Below are 16013 nucleotides of genomic sequence, written 5' to 3'. Positions count from 1 at the left end.
CTTTTTTAAAAATCGTTTTGTGAAATCACAGTAGCGCTGTAGCGCCCTATAAATCGATGCGATGTACAGCGTTTGATACTTTTTGCTGCTCTATCATTCCACCTAGCGTGACAAAATGCTTATTTTCCCCTATGCCCACGGCCAATAAGCCCCGGTGATCCATCGTAGGCGAGTCCGTGTGGGAGACATTCCAACTCGACTGAGTAAAGTCGTAGCGCCACACCTCATTGCTCGGACTTGATGGTTCACCATCGTAACCCGTGCCGTTATAATTGTATGGGTTATCTGAACCGCCCACGAAGATGGCTGAATTACTGGCAACATTACCGGTTGCAGCCATACGATAACGTGCACTCGATGTAGGGTGCGCTACTGTGCGCCAATCAATTTTTTTGATATCACTCTTGTCAATCGTTCCGTGGTAGCAAGCTGGTTCTGCGGAAAACGTACGCCGTTTATCTGGTTGAGCATCCACCTTAACGCCATCACAAAGCATAATATTTTCCCCCACAATCGCACCTGCATGACCGAAAACGGGATTACCTAAAAAAGGCGAACCTTGATGCCATGAATCTGTTTTCACATCGTAAATTTGGACTAAATTGACGTTACCGTCATTATGCCAACCGCTAATCAGATATACGTAACGTTGCTGAAAAACGAGTGCGACTGCATCGTCCACGGGCACTGGCGTCTGAGCTATGGGGTAGTAGGTATCCGTAACAACGTCATAGCGAAAGTTGTCTGGGCTTGACACTTCATTATGCGCAGCATCAACGGTGTAACCACCAAACAAAAGTGCCATATCGCCTACACCAACGGCAATACTGGCTAAGCGACCAGACTGGGGTAAACTCGACGGCACGGGTGATTTTTGTTGCCAAGCTTTGCTTGGCGTAAATGATTCACCTGCAAGCTCTAGAGCCCACACCTTGTTGTGAACATCTTCATGCGTTTTACCTGCTCCTAGCCCCATGAAAGATAACAAAAAATGACCATTTTCAGTATCGACTTTGACCACCGCATTGTTGGTAACTGGTTCAGGCATTGCTGGGTAGCGTCCCTTTATCTTGGATTCAGCGTTAGCATTTTGTACCCCAATTGCACTTGCCGATAAAATCATTACCGCTGCCCCCAGTGATTTTACGAAAAGGCTTACTGACGTTGCTGAATTAACTCGTTGTGCCATGTCCTGAATCAACTCGGCCATTAAAAGCAGACCTGCTTGATGAAGTTACGCAGTAATGTGACGGTTGGGTCAACATAATGCAACGAGATGAACTCATCTGGTTGATGGGCCTGATCAATACTGCCAGGGCCTAATACAATGGTGTCGCAGCCTAATTGATTGATAAATGGCGCTTCGGTGGCGTAATTAGCACTGACAGGATCAAAGCCCGTTAGTTTTTTGGCCAATTCAAGAATACCCTGCTCATTTCGACAACCAAAAGCTGGCGCTGTTTCGTACATCGCCTCACGAGTTATGCGCTGTGGATATTTTTGCATCAGCGGGGCAAGTGCTTCGTCAATCATGGCAATGGCTTCTTCGTCACTTAGTGAGGGAATAGCGCGCAAATCAAAATTTAATTGGCAGTGTCCGCAAATACGGTTTTCCCCATCGCCCCCGTGAACATGCCCGAGATTCATAGTCACCTCTGGCACGCTGAAGGCATCATCTCTATGATTTTCAGACAACTGTTGTTTTAGAGCGATAAGTTTCCCTATGGCTTGGTACATGATCTCAATCGCATTGACCCCTTTTGCTGGATCGCTTGAATGCCCTGCTTTACCTTGAATATTCAGGCTATGCCCCATATGCCCTTTGTGCTTAAAGATCGGCTTAAGCTCTGTGGGCTCACCGATGATCGCCATGTCTGGCTTAATCAATTGTTGCTCCACAAAAAACCGCGCTCCCGCCATGGACGTTTCTTCATCTGCAGTAGCCAAAATATACAAAGGCTTCTTTAAATCTTTTAGAGGAATGTCTTGAATCGCTTCTAAGATGAACGCAAAAAAACCTTTCATGTCACAGGTGCCTAAACCGTATAACTTGCCATCGTTTTCTTGTGCTTTAAAAGGGTCAAATTGCCATTTATTGTCGTCAAAGGGCACAGTATCCGAATGGCCGGATAGTAGTAGCCCCCCCTCACCACTGCCAATTTTAGCTAGCATGTTGTACTTATTTCGCGCATTGGGCACTTGTTGAATACTTATGTGGAAATTGTAGTCTTTAAACCAGCCTGCTAGCAGATCGATAATGGCGCGGTTTGATTGGTCTAAATCTGCACTAAAGGCGCTAATAGAGGGAGTATTGATGATATGTGCATAACGTTCTAAAAAAGACAAAGACGGCATAAGCCTCCCTTTAAATAATTATTCATTTTATTTGCATAAATATATAACACATGGCATGCTTATCGCCAACATGATTTAGCCACTTTGCAAATACATATTTGGTCTAGATTATTTAGACATAATATCTTAATTCGGTTTAATTTCGCATATGATTTCAATAACGTCACAATTCGATTCCCTGCCTAGCTTCGCCAGCATGTTGTATCGACGATAAGTCGAGGTCTGTAGCGTTTAGCTCACCCAGACCTTTAGTATTTGCTAAAGGTCTTGGGTGATTTTTTATTTTTGTCACCTTCATTTAGTAACATTAAGTCACACGACTATTAGAGATATACGTTTTATGATCAAAACTTGTATTGTCGGCGCCAGTGGATATACCGGTGCCGAATTAGCCTCTTTAATTCATCGCCACCCACGCTTTGAACTAAACGCCATATATGTATCAGCCAAAAGCCAAGATGCTGATAAAAAGCTCGGAGACGTACACGGTTATCTATTCGGGCAAATCAATTTGCCACTGATCCCGTTAACCGACGACGTTTTGCATTCGCTTGCAAACGAAATGGACGTGATTTTTCTAGCGACCCCCCATGAGGCAAGTCATGATTGGATGCCAGTATTATCATCGGGCAAAGCCAAAGTGTTTGACTTATCAGGGGCGTTTAGACTCAAAGACCAACAGGTTTTTGCGGACTACTATGGTTTTACTCATAAGCAAGCGGCCAGCTTAAAGCAAGCCGTCTACGGTCTCGCCGATTGGTTTGCAGAGGATATTAAAAGCGCTGATATTATTGCCGTACCAGGTTGCTACCCAACAGCGTCGCTGAGTGCATTAAAGCCCTTACACGAAGCGGGCTTAATCGCTGATGGTCATTTACCTATTATTAATGCTGTGTCTGGTGTGTCTGGTGCTGGTCGTAAAGCGGTCATGGGCAGTAGTTTCTGCGAAGTTAGCCTGCAAGCTTATGGTGTACTAGGTCATCGTCATCAACCTGAGATCAGCGCCTACTTAGGTCGTGAAGTCATATTCACTCCTCATCTGGGTAATTTCAAACGGGGAATTTTGGCAACCATTACCGTCAAAGTAAACGCTGATGTAGACGCAGGTGCCGTTGCAAACGCATTCAGTCATGCCTATCAGAACCACCCCATCGTGCGTATTCGCGATACTTGGCCCAAGTTGGATGATGTTGTAGGCACACCCCACTGCGATTTATTCTGGAAGCTTGATACCCAAAAAGGTTACTTGGTTGTGACCAGTGCCATCGATAACCTACTGAAAGGCGCGGCCTCTCAAGCGGTACAATGTGCCAACCTTCGCTTTGGGTTCGCATCACAACTTGGCTTAGTGCACGAGGTGTCAGCATGAACCCGTTAGTCATAAAGGTCGGTGGCGCTTTCATGCAAGCCACCGCCGAAGCGTTACAATTGCTGACGGTTATTAAGCAACTTCAGCAAAGTCGCCCAGTCGTACTCGTGCATGGCGGCGGCCCTATGGTTGAGCAGTTGTTGCAAGCTCTGCAATTTACCAGTACTAAAGTGAATGGTTTACGCGTCACGCCGCCTGAGCATATGCCTTATATTACGGGCGCTTTGGCGGGGACTGCCAATAAGCAACTTTGTGCTTTTGCCATTCGCGCTAACACCACACCAGTCGGGTTATGCTTGGCTGATGGCGCTATGACAAGCTGCTCTGTGCTCGATCCTGCCCTTGGTGCAGTGGGCGTAGCGAAAGCAAATTCACCGACTATGTTGAATTTATTGCTCGAGGCGAATATCCTGCCGATTATCAGCTCCATAGGTGCCGATGAAAAAGGCAATTTACTCAATGTAAATGCCGATCAAGCGGCAACGGTTATTGCTCAGCTGTTAAATGCTGACTTGTTGTTGCTATCGAATGTGCCTGGTGTGCTCGATCACAATAAAAACCTGATAAACCAACTTACGGCTAAAGGCATTGCCGAATTAGTCGAATCAGGCGTGATCATAGATGGGATGCAAGTAAAAGTGGATGCCGCACTCGATGCAGCAACAAGCTTGCAGCGCCCCATCACGATTGCCAGTTGGCAAACACCAGAGCAACTCTTAGGATTGCTGGCGGGTGAACCCGTTGGCACTACCATAATCCCAAATATTTAAGGTACCTCCATGAAAAAGGATCTACTGTCGTTCACTGATTGGTCTGCTAAAGACCTCAATGCACTCTTGCAACTGGCCGTCACCATTAAGAATAATCCAGCTGACTACCGCCAAGCCTTGGCAGGTAAATCAATTGTTGCCTTATTTGAGAAACCGTCACTGCGCACCCGAGTGAGCTTTGATATAGGTATCAACAAACTAGGCGGGCACCTTGTTTATTTAGACAGCCAGTCAAATAAATTAGCAGGCCGTGAAGACGTGAAAGACATGGGTAACAACCTTGCCTGTTGGGCTGACGCTATTGTTGCACGGGTTTTTGCGCACTCAACCTTAGAAGAATTAGCCAGTTCAGCCAAAGTACCTGTTATCAACGCACTGTGTGATATGTACCACCCGTGCCAAGCCATGGCCGACTACTTAACCTTAACCGAACGTCTTGGCGATTTGAGCAAAGTTAAACTAGCGTATATCGGTGATGGTAATAACGTCACTCACTCTTTGATGATTGTGGGCGTAACGTTAGGTTGCGAGGTGGTTGTCATTACCCCTCCTGGCTATGAAGTTGACCCTGCTATTGTCACGCTTGCTCAGCAAAAAGCCGAGCAAAATGGTGGCAAATTAGTTATCAGTCACGACGTAGAAGCGGCTAACGGTGCTCATGCACTTTATACTGACACATGGATTTCGATGGGCGATGACACCCCACTTGAGACCATCAAACAAGCGTTTGGCAAATACAAAATCGATGAAGCGATGATGCAGTCAACCGGTGCTCAATACGTTATGCACTGCCAACCTGCCCATCGCGACTTAGAAATTAGCGGCACCTTGATTGATTCAGAGCAATCTATTTTGATGCAGCAAGCAGAAAACAGAATGCACGCCCAGAATGCCATTTTAGTGCACCTTCTTGGCGGCGCAGCTTAACCCCATTTAACACTTTTAATTTTTAGGTACAGACAATGAGCAAGAAAAACATCAAAAAAGTAGTATTAGCCTATTCAGGTGGTTTGGATACATCAGCCATCATTCCTTGGTTGAAGGAGAACTATGACTGTGAAGTTATCGCGTTCGCAGCTGATGTAGGTCAAGGAGACGAGGAACTAGAAGGTCTACGTGAAAAAGCCATCAAAACCGGCGCCAGCGAATGCTATATCGTGGACTTAAAAGACGAATTTGTATCTGACTACATCTACCCCACTATTACTACAGGCGCAGTATATGAAGGTCAGTACTTACTTGGTACATCAATGGCGCGCCCTATTATCGCCAAAGCACAAGTTGAAATCGCACGTAAAGTAGGCGCAGATGCACTTTGCCACGGTTGTACAGGTAAAGGTAATGACCAAGTACGTTTCGAAGGCACCTTTGCTGCACTCGCACCTGAGCTAACCGTTATTGCTCCTTGGCGTGAGTGGGACATGGTATCACGTGAAGATTTATTGGCTTATTTGGCCGAGCGTGACATTAAAACCACAGCGTCAGCCACCAAAATTTACAGCCGTGATGCAAACGCATGGCATATCTCACACGAAGGCGGTGAGCTTGAAGATCCTTGGTGCGAGCCAACCAAAGAAGTATGGACCATGACCGTTTCTCCTGAAGATGCGCCGAATACACCTGAGCGTGTTGAAGTCAGTTTCGAACATGGCCGCATGGTAAAAGTAAACGGTGAAGCCCTTAGCCCTTACCAATGCTTGGTTAAATTGAACGAGCTTGCTGGTGCACACGGCGTGGGTCGTATCGATATCGTAGAAAACCGTCTAGTGGGCATGAAGTCACGTGGTTGTTATGAAACCCCAGGCGGAACAGTCATGCTTGCGGCTTACAAAGCCCTTGAAAGCCTAGTGTTAGACAAAGCTGCGCTTAAATACCGTGAGCAAATCGGTTTAGAGTTCTCACATGTCATGTATGACGGCCGTTGGTTCACCCCCCTAAACGATGCACTGCTTGCCGGTGCAGCAAGCTTTGCTGACAAAGTAACGGGCGACATAGTCGTTAAATTGTATAAAGGCCAAGCAACGGTAACGCAGCGCCGTTCACCAAACAGCTTGTACTCTGAAGATTTCGCTACCTTTGGTGCGGATGACGTATACGACCAAAGCCATGCAGAAGGCTTCATCCGTCTTTATAGCTTGTCTAGCCGCATCAGCGCGCTAAACAAAGAAGGCATTCCGTTCAAAAACACAGGTATCGAATAATGAGCTTGTGGGGCGGACGTTTTCAAGATGGCAGCAGTGCGATGTTTCGCACTGTTAACGATTCACTGCCATTCGACAGAGTGTTGGCGAGCCAAGATATTCGCGGCTCAATAGCATGGGCACGTGCCATTGCAAAAGCGGGGGTACTGAACCAAGACGAGCACCAACAGCTTGAAGAAGCCCTTAAAGCCTTGTTGGTAAAAGCGGATGCCGGTGAGCTCGATTTTGACGCCAGCAGTGAAGAAGATATTCACAGCTTTGTAGAAGCAACCTTAATCGAGCAACTCGGCGATGTGGCGCGCAAATTACACACTGGCCGCAGCCGTAACGACCAAGTTGCCACGGATTTTCGTTTATGGACCCGTGAACACGTTGATTTACTGGTTGAGGATGTTGAAGCGGTTATTGCGTCATTAGTGGGTAACGCTGATGTCAATCAAGACGTTATTTTACCTGGCTACACCCACTTGCAGCGTGCTCAACCGGTGCGCTACCCGCACTGGTGCTTGGCCTATGTTGAAATGCTAAAACGCGATTTGAGTCGTCTGCATGACTTAAAAGCCCGTTTGAATCAGTGTCCTTTAGGTAGCGGTGCACTTGCTGGCACAACCTACCCTATCGACCGTCAAGCGATTGCCGAAGAGCTTGGTTTTGACAGCCCGTGCATCAACAGCCTTGATGCGGTATCTGATCGTGATTACGTGCTAGAGCTTCTTTTTGTCGCCAGTACCAGCATGATGCACTTGTCGCGCATGGCGGAAGATTTAATCTTCTACAACTCAGGCGAGGCAGGTTTTATACAGTTAGGTGACGCGGTTACTTCTGGTTCATCCTTGATGCCTCAGAAGAAAAACCCTGATGCATTAGAGCTGATGCGCGGTAAATGTGGGCGAGTGTTCGGTAGCTTACAAGCCTTGCTTGTGACCATGAAAGGTCTGCCCCTTGCGTATAACAAAGATATGCAAGAAGACAAAGAAGGCTTGTTCGACGCGACGAATCAATGGCATATCTGTTTGCGCATCGCTTGTGAAGTGGTTGATAGCATCAAACTTGATAGCGAGCGCTGCGCGAAAGCCGCCCGTGAGGGTTATGCTAATGCGACTGAGCTTGCTGATTACCTTGTCGATAAGGGGATTCCATTTAGAACCGCCCACGATATTTCTGGTCGAGTCGTGCTGGACGCCCTCGAAAAGAAAAAGGCTATTGAAGAGCTCTCCATCGCTGAACTTAAAGTGTATTCAGACGTTATAGAAGAGGATGTCTACCCTGTTCTACAACTTGAATATTTGGTCAACAAGCGCGACATCTTGGGTGGAACGGGCATTAAGCCTGTACTCGAAGCGCTGGCTAATGCTAAAGCATCGTTCAAAAAATAGCGATGTAAGTGTAAGGAAAACACGTGGTACTTTCACACAACGACAGCGTAAAGCTATTTCGCAATTCGGCGCCTTACATCAATGCGCACAGGGGTAAAACCTTCGTATTGATGTTTGGTGGTGAAGCAGTTGAAGATGCAAACTTTGCCAACATTATTCAGGATATCGCCTTGCTTAACAGCTTAGGTGTACGCTTGATACTGGTACACGGCGCGCGACCGCAAATTGATCAACGTGCCGTCTGGCGTAAAGTAGAACCGCGTTTTTCAGAAGACGTGCGGATCACCGATAAGCAAACCCTTGAGTGCGTGAAAGATGCTGCGGGCTCTGTGCGCTCACAAATTGAAGCCTTGCTCACCATGGGCTTGGCTAATTCACCTATGCACGGCGCGCAAATTCGTGTGTGCTCCGGTAATTTAGTGGTGGCTATGCCTATCGGCGTGCGTAACGGCGTGGACTTCGAGCATACTGGTTTGGTACGTCGGGTTGATGTAACTGGCATAAATGACCATCTTGACGATGGCTCAATTGTACTACTGCCACCTATGGGCTACTCCCCCACGGGTGAAGTATTTAACTTGAGCCACGAAGATGTAGCGACTAACGCAGTTAAAGCGTTGAATGCTGACAAGCTGATTATCTTTACGGAAAAAGATGGCCTTGTAGATGAAACAGGGCGTTTGTTGCGCAATATTCAGCTCAACTCTTTGTACCCTATGCTAGAGCAAGCACATTTACAGCAAGAAAAGCACAGCATTCAAACGATTATCGACAGTCTGGAGTCAGGCGTTAGCCGTTGCCATTGTGTTAGTTACGGCCAAGACGGCGCGCTATTGCAAGAGCTTTTCACTCGAGATGGCGCAGGCTCGCTTATTTCGCAAAGCTATTACGAGCAGATACGTACGGCGACCATTGAAGATGTGGGCGGTATTCTAAACCTCATCAACCCGCTGGAAGAGAAAGGTATTCTGGTGAAGCGCTCCCGTGAAATATTAGAGCGTGAAATCGAACAATTCACCATCATTGAACGTGACGGCATGACCATAGCCTGTGCGGCGCTGTACCCTTATTTAGAGGAGCAATGCGGCGAGCTAGCGTGCGTAGCAACGCATACTGATTACCGTGGTGGGAATCGTGGTGAGCGCCTTTTAAGCGCCATCTGTGAACAAGCAAAGTTACAGGGGTTAACCTCGATATTTTGCTTGACTACAGTGACCTCTCACTGGTTTCAGGAACAAGGCTTCGTACGAGCCACACTCGATGATTTACCCGCTAAAAAGAAACAACTATACAATTTTCAGCGTAACTCAAAAGTCTTTGTGTTAACGCTGTAATCCACGCAAAACATGCATCCACACAAGCAGCTTACTTCGAAGCTGCTTTTCTATTTCTCATTTTATTTAGGACTAATATGACCATTCAAGATCTGATCACCCAAGTGCGTACCCAACCACAAAGTGTTGAGTTCAGCCAAGTGATTAATACGATACAACAACACTACCGATACACAGCAACCGCATTCACCAATGGTGACGTGGTCAATGAAAAAGGCAGCAATGAAGGTTCATGCAAGATTTTTTACTTTGCGCAACTCAATCAATTAACGGAAACTGAAACATTGCACTTATTTGGTACCTTTTACCGCAACGATGTATTGCAGCACCCTGACGCCAACGATCACGGTAATATCAGAAATTTTATGAATACAGGTTGGCAGGGAATTAAATTCGAGTCCGCTGCACTGTCTCCATTAACAGCATAAGTCTCATAAAGCTTGCTAAGATTGTTTGTTTCCCCCATCCATCATCAAATAGCGGTTAAGCGAGCATGAAAGAGTGTACCCAGTGCGGAAAGTGTTGCACCCAATACGGTGATGGCGGCTTGTCTGTCACCGACAGCGAAATCGATATGTGGGAGCTGTTTCGACCGGATATCGCTCAGTACGTTAAAAAAGGCTTGATTTGGGCCAGCCCAGACACGGGCAAGTTGCTGAACCATTGCCCCTTCTTACGCGTCGTGCCAGCAGACAAAACCATTGAGAACAGCAAAGATATTTATACTTGCGATATCTATTTCGATCGCCCTGATGACTGTCGGTATTACCCGGTCACCGTAAAACAAATGATCAACGACGAATGTGAAATGCTGGAAGATAACGACTTGGATGATCCAGTAAAGGCTCAGCGAGAGCTCGATATATTGATGAAAGACAGCCGCCCAGCATTTGATAAATAATCCTCAGGGGCAAACCGGCAGACACAAAAAAGGCCACTTTCGTGGCCTTCTTAATCATCTTAACGATGAATTAAATACCGGCTGCGCCAGCAACGGCTTGTTTAGCCAGCTCAGTAATACGATCCCAATCACCCGCTTCAACAGCATCGTCAGGTGCTAACCAAGAGCCGCCTGCACAACGCACGTTAGGCAATGATAAATACTCAAGGTAATTAGTTGGGCTTATGCCACCTGTTGGGCAAAACGCGATGTCAGGGAATGGCCCACCGATCGCTTTAATGGCTTTAACGCCACCGGAGGCTTCAGCTGGGAAGAATTTAAAGTGGGTATAACCGAAGTCAATTCCGCGCATTAATTCAGAAATAGAAGAGATACCAGGAATGAGCGCGATACCGCCTTTATTACCTGCATCCAATAAGTCAGATGTCATGCCAGGGCTTATTGCGAACATAGCACCCGCCGCTTCAACTTCAGCTAATTGCTTAGCATTCGTTACCGTACCTGCACCTATGATGGCATCTGGCACTTCAGTCGCGATAGCTTTAATTACGTCCAGTGCTGCTTCTGTGCGCAATGTCACTTCCAATACACGAATACCGCCAGCAATTAATGCTTTAGCAAGAGGGACCGCATGCTTTACATCTTTGATCACCAATACAGGAACCACTGGTCCTTGACTGAATACATCTTGAGACGAAACTTTCCAATTTTTTGTCATTGTAGTTAACCTTTATAATGCTGTTGTAGGTATGCCATGGCACCAATCAAACCATGATCGGGCTCGGTAATAATGTATGTAGGTATGCCAGCTACGTAATGACGAAACCGGCCTTTTGCTTCAAAGCGTGCGCGAAATTCACTTTGTTGAATAAACTCAACAAATCGAGAGGCGATCCCGCCACCGATATAAACACCACCGCGTGTACATAAGTTAAGGGCTAAGTTGCCAGCGAAACTTCCCATAATGCGACAGAACTGTTCTAGTGTTTCACGGCACAGTGAACAACTGTTATCAATTGCTCTAGAGGTTATATCTGCTGCGTCGCTATACTCTGACGGCACATTTCTGGCCGCAGCCAACCCCTCATAAATATGAACAATCCCTCGTCCTGACATCACTTCTTCTGCTGAGGCGTGGCCTAGCTTTTTGGTCAAAAAGCGCAGAATCGCAATGTCATTTTCATCGACAGCTGAAAAATCAACGTGTCCACCTTCCCCATCAAGCGCTTTCCATTTGCCATCGGTACAAGTTAGGTGTTCCACACCTAGGCCAGTACCAGGTCCAAAAACGGCTATATTGGCACCGGGTATCGCTGCCCCTTGCCCAATTTGCACTTTTTGGTCCTCGCCTAGCAAAGGCAATGAATGGGCCACTGAGGTGAAATCATTGATCACGCCCAACCAACTTAAGCCCAAATCACCCTGCACTTCTTTAATAGAAAAAGCCCAGTAGTGATTGGTCATTTTGACGTGGTCACCTTCAACAGGACAGGCAATGGCCAAACAACCAGCAGCGAATTGGGTTGCGGGAAACTCTGAAAAATACTGTTTTATTGCGTCATTCAAAGTGGCAAAATCAGCACACAAGTATTTGCGAATGTCAGCGATTTGTCCGTTAACGACCTGCGCCAAACGAATATTAGTGCCACCAATATCCGCAACAAAATTAGTTGTCACGATTAATCATCCTGTCCGACGAAAAGAGAACAAGCACCTTGCTCGGCACCCGTTAACGTTGAGCGCATACCGGCAAACATTTCGCGGCCCATACCCACCTGATGAGAGGCAACGTCAGTCACTTTCGCTTCTCGAGCGGACAATTCAGCTTCATCTACGTGCAATGTCATGTGGCCAGTTTCTGTATCCAATTCGATGATATCGCCGCTGTTTACCTTAGCGATTAAGCCACCTTTTACCGCTTCAGGTGTTAAGTGAATTGCGGCTGGCACTTTGCCCGAGGCACCTGACATACGACCGTCAGTCACTAGAGCAACTTTATAACCTTTGTCTTGCAGTACACCAAGAGGAGGCGTAAGACTGTGAAGCTCTGGCATACCAATAGCTGACGGCCCTTGGAAGCGCACAACCACGATGCAATCTTTGTCTAAATCACCGGCTTTAAACGCCGCTGCTAGTTCGAATTGATCTTCAAATACAACTGCAGGGGCTTTGATTTTGCAATGAGGCTCACGCAGAGCTGACGTTTTCATTACCGCACGACCTAGGTTACCGGTTAATACCGATAGTCCGCCGTCTGGCTTAAATGGCTTTTCAACACTGGCAACCACTTCTTTATCGAATGACTCAGTTGGACCATCTCGCCAAACCAGTTCACCATTTTCAAGCATTGGCTCTTGGGTATAACGCTCAAGGCCATCGCCACAGATAGTTTTCACGTCGTTGTGTAGCAAGCCTGCATTCAATAATTCTCTGAACAATAATGCCATACCGCCAGCAGCAGTGAAGTGGTTAATATCAGCAGAGCCATTGGGATAAATGCGGGTAAGCAAAGGAACAGCATCTGAAATATCAGAGAAGTCATCCCAGTTAATGGTATAGCCAGCAGCTTTAGCAACGGCAACCAAGTGCATAGTGTGGTTAGTTGAGCCGCCAGTGGCTAGTAACGCAACTAAACCATTGACGATAGCTTTCGCATCAACAATGTGACCGATTGGGCGGTAATCTTCACCTAGGTCAGTGATGCGCGTCACTTGACGTGCAGCTGCATCGGTTAAGGCTTCACGCAATGGCGTGCCTGGGTTAACGAACGATGAGCCAGGTAAATGCAAGCCCATGGTCTCAACCACCAATTGATTACTGTTAGCCGTACCGTAAAAAGTACAAGTGCCCGCAGAGTGATAAGACTGAGACTCAGCCTCAAGCAATTCTTCACGGCCCACTTTGCCCTCAGCGTACATTTGACGCACTCGGGCTTTCTCTTTATTTGGAATACCTGATGGCATAGGGCCAGCAGGGACAAAAATGGTCGGTAGATGACCGAAGCTTAATCCACCGATCAATAATCCGGGCACGATTTTGTCACATATGCCGAGCATCAATGTGCCGTCAAACATGTTATGCGACAATGCCACCGCCGTTGACATGGCAATCACGTCTCGGCTCATTAGGCTTAAATCCATACCAGCGTTACCTTGGGTAACGCCATCACACATTGCAGGTACGCCACCGGCAAATTGCGCCACGCTGCCCACTTGCTGAATGGCCTTCTTAAGAATTTCTGGATAATCGTGGTAAGGCTGATGTGCAGATAACATGTCGTTGTACGATGAAATAATCGCAATGTTCGACTTTGTCATGCTACGCAAGTCGGCCTTGTCTTCAGCACCACATGCTGCAAAACCGTGCGCCAAGTTACCACACGACAAAGTCCCACGATGTGGCCCCTGTAAACGGGCTTTTTCAATTTTGTCTAAATACGCCTTGCGCGAGCCTTGGCTGCGCTCAATGATGCGTTGGGTGACTTCTTGAATAATAGAATTCATATTTTTCTCCTAGGGAGCCCACATTAATTCGACATCGGCGTTATTTATCACCGCGCGAATGGGCATTTCGTGCTCATCGCCACCTTTTATCGCTTTGTCCAGTACCTGTTTTTTACTGTCCCCTGTTAAATGCAAAAATACATTTTTACTGTTTAACAGTGCGGGTAAGGTCAACGACATGCGTTGGTTCGGTGCGGTCGTAGGTTGTACAGCAATGTACGTACGACGCGCGCCCTGGTCTAAACCTTGGTGGATCTGATCTGAACATGGGAACAAAGAAGCAGTATGCCCGTCTTCCCCCATGCCCAGGATCAATACATCGAAAGGAGTATGTAATTTGGCAAGATTTGCAGTGCAGGTTTCAACCGCATCTTTAGCATCCTCGTGCTCGGTTTTAAGGCCAACAAAATTGGCAGCTGCTGCGTTGTTTTGCAGTAACTCTCGACGCACCATTTTTTCATTGCTGGCGTCATCGTCTGTTTCTACCCAGCGCTCATCGGCTAAGCTGATGTCTACTTTGCTCCAGTCGAGTTCCACTTTTGATAATGAGTTAAACAACGCTTTAGGTGTTCGTCCACCAGAAACAACCAAGCTCGCTCGGCCGTTCTCACTGATGCCATCTTTCAAAATATCGACGATACGCTGTGCGAATGTAGAATTAAGTTCATCAGTTGATTGAAAGTTATTTTCAGTTAGTGACATATTATTTCTTTCCTATTCGGCTTTCGTACCATGCTCGGTTTTCACGGGCGAGTAGAGCGATTGAGGCCACTGGTCCCCACGTGCCGGCTTGATAAGGCTCAGGCGGCTCATTGGTGTGTTTCCAAGCATCGATAATGCCGTCAACCCACTTCCAAGCAAATTCCACTTCATCACGGCTAACGAACAAGGCTTGATTACCCAGCATCACTTCAAGCAGTAATTTTTCGTAGGCATCAGCGATACGATCATCTTGGAACGCCTCAGAGAAACTCAAGTTCAAACGTGATTTCTGCAAATCCATACCGCTAGTCCCTGTCAAACCAGGAACTTTGTTCATGACTGTGACCTCAACGCCTTCATCCGGCTGCAAACGAATGGTGAGCTTGTTCGGTGGCAACTGTGCGAAACTGTCTTCAAATAAGTTATGAGGCTGGCGTTTAAAATAAATAACCACTTCACTGGTTTTGTTCGGCAGGCGTTTACCCGTGCGTAAATAGAACGGCACACCAGCCCAACGCCAGTTATCAATGTCCACATTTAGCGCTACAAAAGTTTCTGTTTCACTACGTGGGTTTGCATCCGGTTCGTCCAGATAACCAGGCACTTCTTTGCCCTTCACAAAACCACCAATATATTGTCCACGAACACTTTTCTGATTGATATTGGTTGAGTTGATGGGACGTAACGCTTTTAAGACTTTTAATTTTTCACCGCGAATACTGTCAGCATCCAAGGTTGTTGGCGGTTCCATGGCAATCAATGTCAAAATTTGCAACAAGTGGTTTTGGACCATGTCGCGCATTTGTCCAGCGGTGTCGAAATATCCCCAACGCCCTTCAATCCCCACCGATTCAGCCACACTGATCTGTACATGATCGATACTGTTGTGATCCCAATTGGTCGCGAAGATAGAGTTCGCAAAACGCAGCGCAATCAGGTTTAAAACCGTTTCTTTACCTAGGTAGTGATCGATACGGTAAATTTGTGACTCATCGAAGAACTCAGCGACCTGATCGTTAATCACCTTAGAGGACGCTAAATCGTGGCCAATCGGCTTTTCAAGAACAACGCGCATGCTTTTATCGATAACGTTTGCCGCTTTGAGGCCACGGCAAATATCACCGAAGATAGAAGGAGGCGTAGCGAAGTAGCAGACCATGGTGCGTGAGGCATCAACATGCTCACCGAAAACGCTGTAACTTTCTGCGTTTTTCATATCAACGCACACATAATCTAATTTAGCGGAGAAACGCTCCCATGTTTCATCACAAAGGGTCTCGCCACTAAACTGTTCAATATTTTCTTTTACAAGTGCTACGTAGTCTTGCAAGCTGATGTCGTCTCGGGCTACCCCTAAAATCGATGTTTCAGCGTGCATGAGTTCTGCTTTCTCTAACTGGTAAAGCGACGGAAGTAATTTGCGGCGAGCTAAGTCACCTTTAGTACCAAATAGAACAAAGTCGCACGGGGCGGATGAATTATCTAACGTCATTGTGTTTAAC

At 46.8% G+C, this 16013-nt stretch carries 15 protein-coding genes; 8 read left to right on the top strand and 7 right to left on the bottom strand.

Annotated features, from left to right (window positions below; translation table 11 throughout):
* Positions 1-46 precede the first annotated feature (46 nt).
* Entirely contained in the window at positions 47-1123 is a 1077-nt protein-coding gene (locus tag AC0VYA_RS04685; protein ID WP_475491030.1) for a Kelch repeat-containing protein, read from the bottom strand.
* A gap of 86 nt (positions 1124-1209) precedes the next feature.
* Positions 1210-2355: an acetylornithine deacetylase gene (gene argE, locus AC0VYA_RS04680; protein ID WP_475490227.1), complete on the bottom strand. Its 1146-nt coding sequence runs from the start codon at positions 2353-2355 to the stop codon at positions 1210-1212.
* A gap of 340 nt (positions 2356-2695) precedes the next feature.
* On the opposite strand from argE, the gene argC reads away from it, so the two are divergent.
* From argC to AC0VYA_RS04640, 8 genes are all read left to right on the top strand, one after another.
* Positions 2696-3724, top strand: a complete 1029-nt coding sequence (gene argC / locus AC0VYA_RS04675) for an N-acetyl-gamma-glutamyl-phosphate reductase (RefSeq protein ID WP_475490226.1) — start codon at positions 2696-2698, stop codon at positions 3722-3724.
* Positions 3721-4494, top strand: coding sequence for an acetylglutamate kinase (argB, locus tag AC0VYA_RS04670; RefSeq protein WP_011573864.1), 774 nt, complete (start codon positions 3721-3723; stop codon positions 4492-4494). The genes argC and argB overlap by 4 nt, the downstream gene beginning before the upstream one ends.
* A gap of 9 nt (positions 4495-4503) precedes the next feature.
* Positions 4504-5421, top strand: coding sequence for an ornithine carbamoyltransferase (locus tag AC0VYA_RS04665; protein ID WP_191866758.1), 918 nt, complete (start codon positions 4504-4506; stop codon positions 5419-5421).
* A 35-nt stretch (positions 5422-5456) separates the two neighbouring features.
* Positions 5457-6695 (top strand): argininosuccinate synthase, encoded by a 1239-nt coding sequence (locus AC0VYA_RS04660; RefSeq protein ID WP_011573862.1) that lies wholly within the window; start codon positions 5457-5459, stop codon positions 6693-6695.
* Positions 6695-8071: an argininosuccinate lyase gene (argH, locus tag AC0VYA_RS04655; RefSeq protein ID WP_475490225.1), complete on the top strand. Its 1377-nt coding sequence runs from the start codon at positions 6695-6697 to the stop codon at positions 8069-8071. The genes AC0VYA_RS04660 and argH overlap by 1 nt, the downstream gene beginning before the upstream one ends.
* 23 nt (positions 8072-8094) lie before the next feature.
* Positions 8095-9405 (top strand): amino-acid N-acetyltransferase, encoded by a 1311-nt coding sequence (argA, locus tag AC0VYA_RS04650; protein ID WP_011573860.1) that lies wholly within the window; start codon positions 8095-8097, stop codon positions 9403-9405.
* Positions 9406-9482: 77 nt separating this feature from the next.
* Positions 9483-9833, top strand: coding sequence for a HopJ type III effector protein (locus AC0VYA_RS04645; protein ID WP_475490224.1), 351 nt, complete (start codon positions 9483-9485; stop codon positions 9831-9833).
* 65 nt (positions 9834-9898) lie between these two features.
* Positions 9899-10306, top strand: coding sequence for a YkgJ family cysteine cluster protein (locus AC0VYA_RS04640; RefSeq protein WP_011573858.1), 408 nt, complete (start codon positions 9899-9901; stop codon positions 10304-10306).
* A 70-nt stretch (positions 10307-10376) separates the two neighbouring features.
* On the opposite strand, the gene AC0VYA_RS04635 is transcribed toward AC0VYA_RS04640, so the two are convergent.
* From AC0VYA_RS04635 to zwf, 5 genes are read right to left on the bottom strand one after another with little or no spacing between them, the layout of a single operon-like run.
* On the bottom strand, positions 10377-11024 hold the full coding sequence (locus tag AC0VYA_RS04635) for a bifunctional 4-hydroxy-2-oxoglutarate aldolase/2-dehydro-3-deoxy-phosphogluconate aldolase (RefSeq protein WP_006990598.1): 648 nt from the start codon (positions 11022-11024) through the stop codon (positions 10377-10379).
* A 5-nt stretch (positions 11025-11029) separates the two neighbouring features.
* A complete protein-coding gene (locus AC0VYA_RS04630; RefSeq protein WP_011573857.1) occupies positions 11030-11983 on the bottom strand; it encodes a glucokinase in 954 nt (317 codons plus the stop codon).
* Positions 11984-11985: 2 nt separating this feature from the next.
* Positions 11986-13809 carry a phosphogluconate dehydratase gene (edd, locus tag AC0VYA_RS04625; RefSeq protein WP_011573856.1) on the bottom strand — a complete coding sequence of 608 codons (1824 nt, stop codon included), beginning with the start codon at positions 13807-13809 and terminating at the stop codon, positions 11986-11988.
* A gap of 9 nt (positions 13810-13818) precedes the next feature.
* Positions 13819-14511 (bottom strand): 6-phosphogluconolactonase, encoded by a 693-nt coding sequence (gene pgl, locus AC0VYA_RS04620; protein ID WP_475490223.1) that lies wholly within the window; start codon positions 14509-14511, stop codon positions 13819-13821.
* Position 14512: 1 nt separating this feature from the next.
* Positions 14513-16003 carry a glucose-6-phosphate dehydrogenase gene (zwf, locus tag AC0VYA_RS04615; protein ID WP_011573854.1) on the bottom strand — a complete coding sequence of 497 codons (1491 nt, stop codon included), beginning with the start codon at positions 16001-16003 and terminating at the stop codon, positions 14513-14515.
* Between the last annotated feature and the right edge of the window lie 10 nt (positions 16004-16013).

It is taken from the genome of Paraglaciecola sp. QJM3NY_14 (assembly GCF_056173245.1).
The sequence above is the reverse complement of the archived record's forward strand: the minus strand, read 5'-3'. Positions and strand labels throughout refer to the sequence as shown.

Excerpts from the sequence above, each read along its gene's own strand:
- AC0VYA_RS04645 (WP_475490224.1), top strand. The coding sequence starts at position 9,483 with ATGACCATTCAAGATCTGATCACCCAAGTGCGTACCCAACCACAAAGT.
- argH (WP_475490225.1), top strand. The coding sequence starts at position 6,695 with ATGAGCTTGTGGGGCGGACGTTTTCAAGATGGCAGCAGTGCGATGTTT.
- argB (WP_011573864.1), top strand. The coding sequence starts at position 3,721 with ATGAACCCGTTAGTCATAAAGGTCGGTGGCGCTTTCATGCAAGCCACC.
- AC0VYA_RS04640 (WP_011573858.1), top strand. The coding sequence starts at position 9,899 with ATGAAAGAGTGTACCCAGTGCGGAAAGTGTTGCACCCAATACGGTGAT.
- zwf (WP_011573854.1), bottom strand. The coding sequence starts at position 16,003 with ATGACGTTAGATAATTCATCCGCCCCGTGCGACTTTGTTCTATTTGGT.
- edd (WP_011573856.1), bottom strand. The coding sequence starts at position 13,809 with ATGAATTCTATTATTCAAGAAGTCACCCAACGCATCATTGAGCGCAGC.
- AC0VYA_RS04685 (WP_475491030.1), bottom strand. The coding sequence starts at position 1,123 with ATGATTTTATCGGCAAGTGCAATTGGGGTACAAAATGCTAACGCTGAA.
- argC (WP_475490226.1), top strand. The coding sequence starts at position 2,696 with ATGATCAAAACTTGTATTGTCGGCGCCAGTGGATATACCGGTGCCGAA.
- AC0VYA_RS04635 (WP_006990598.1), bottom strand. The coding sequence starts at position 11,024 with ATGACAAAAAATTGGAAAGTTTCGTCTCAAGATGTATTCAGTCAAGGA.
- AC0VYA_RS04660 (WP_011573862.1), top strand. The coding sequence starts at position 5,457 with ATGAGCAAGAAAAACATCAAAAAAGTAGTATTAGCCTATTCAGGTGGT.
- AC0VYA_RS04665 (WP_191866758.1), top strand. The coding sequence starts at position 4,504 with ATGAAAAAGGATCTACTGTCGTTCACTGATTGGTCTGCTAAAGACCTC.
- argE (WP_475490227.1), bottom strand. The coding sequence starts at position 2,355 with ATGCCGTCTTTGTCTTTTTTAGAACGTTATGCACATATCATCAATACT.
- pgl (WP_475490223.1), bottom strand. The coding sequence starts at position 14,511 with ATGTCACTAACTGAAAATAACTTTCAATCAACTGATGAACTTAATTCT.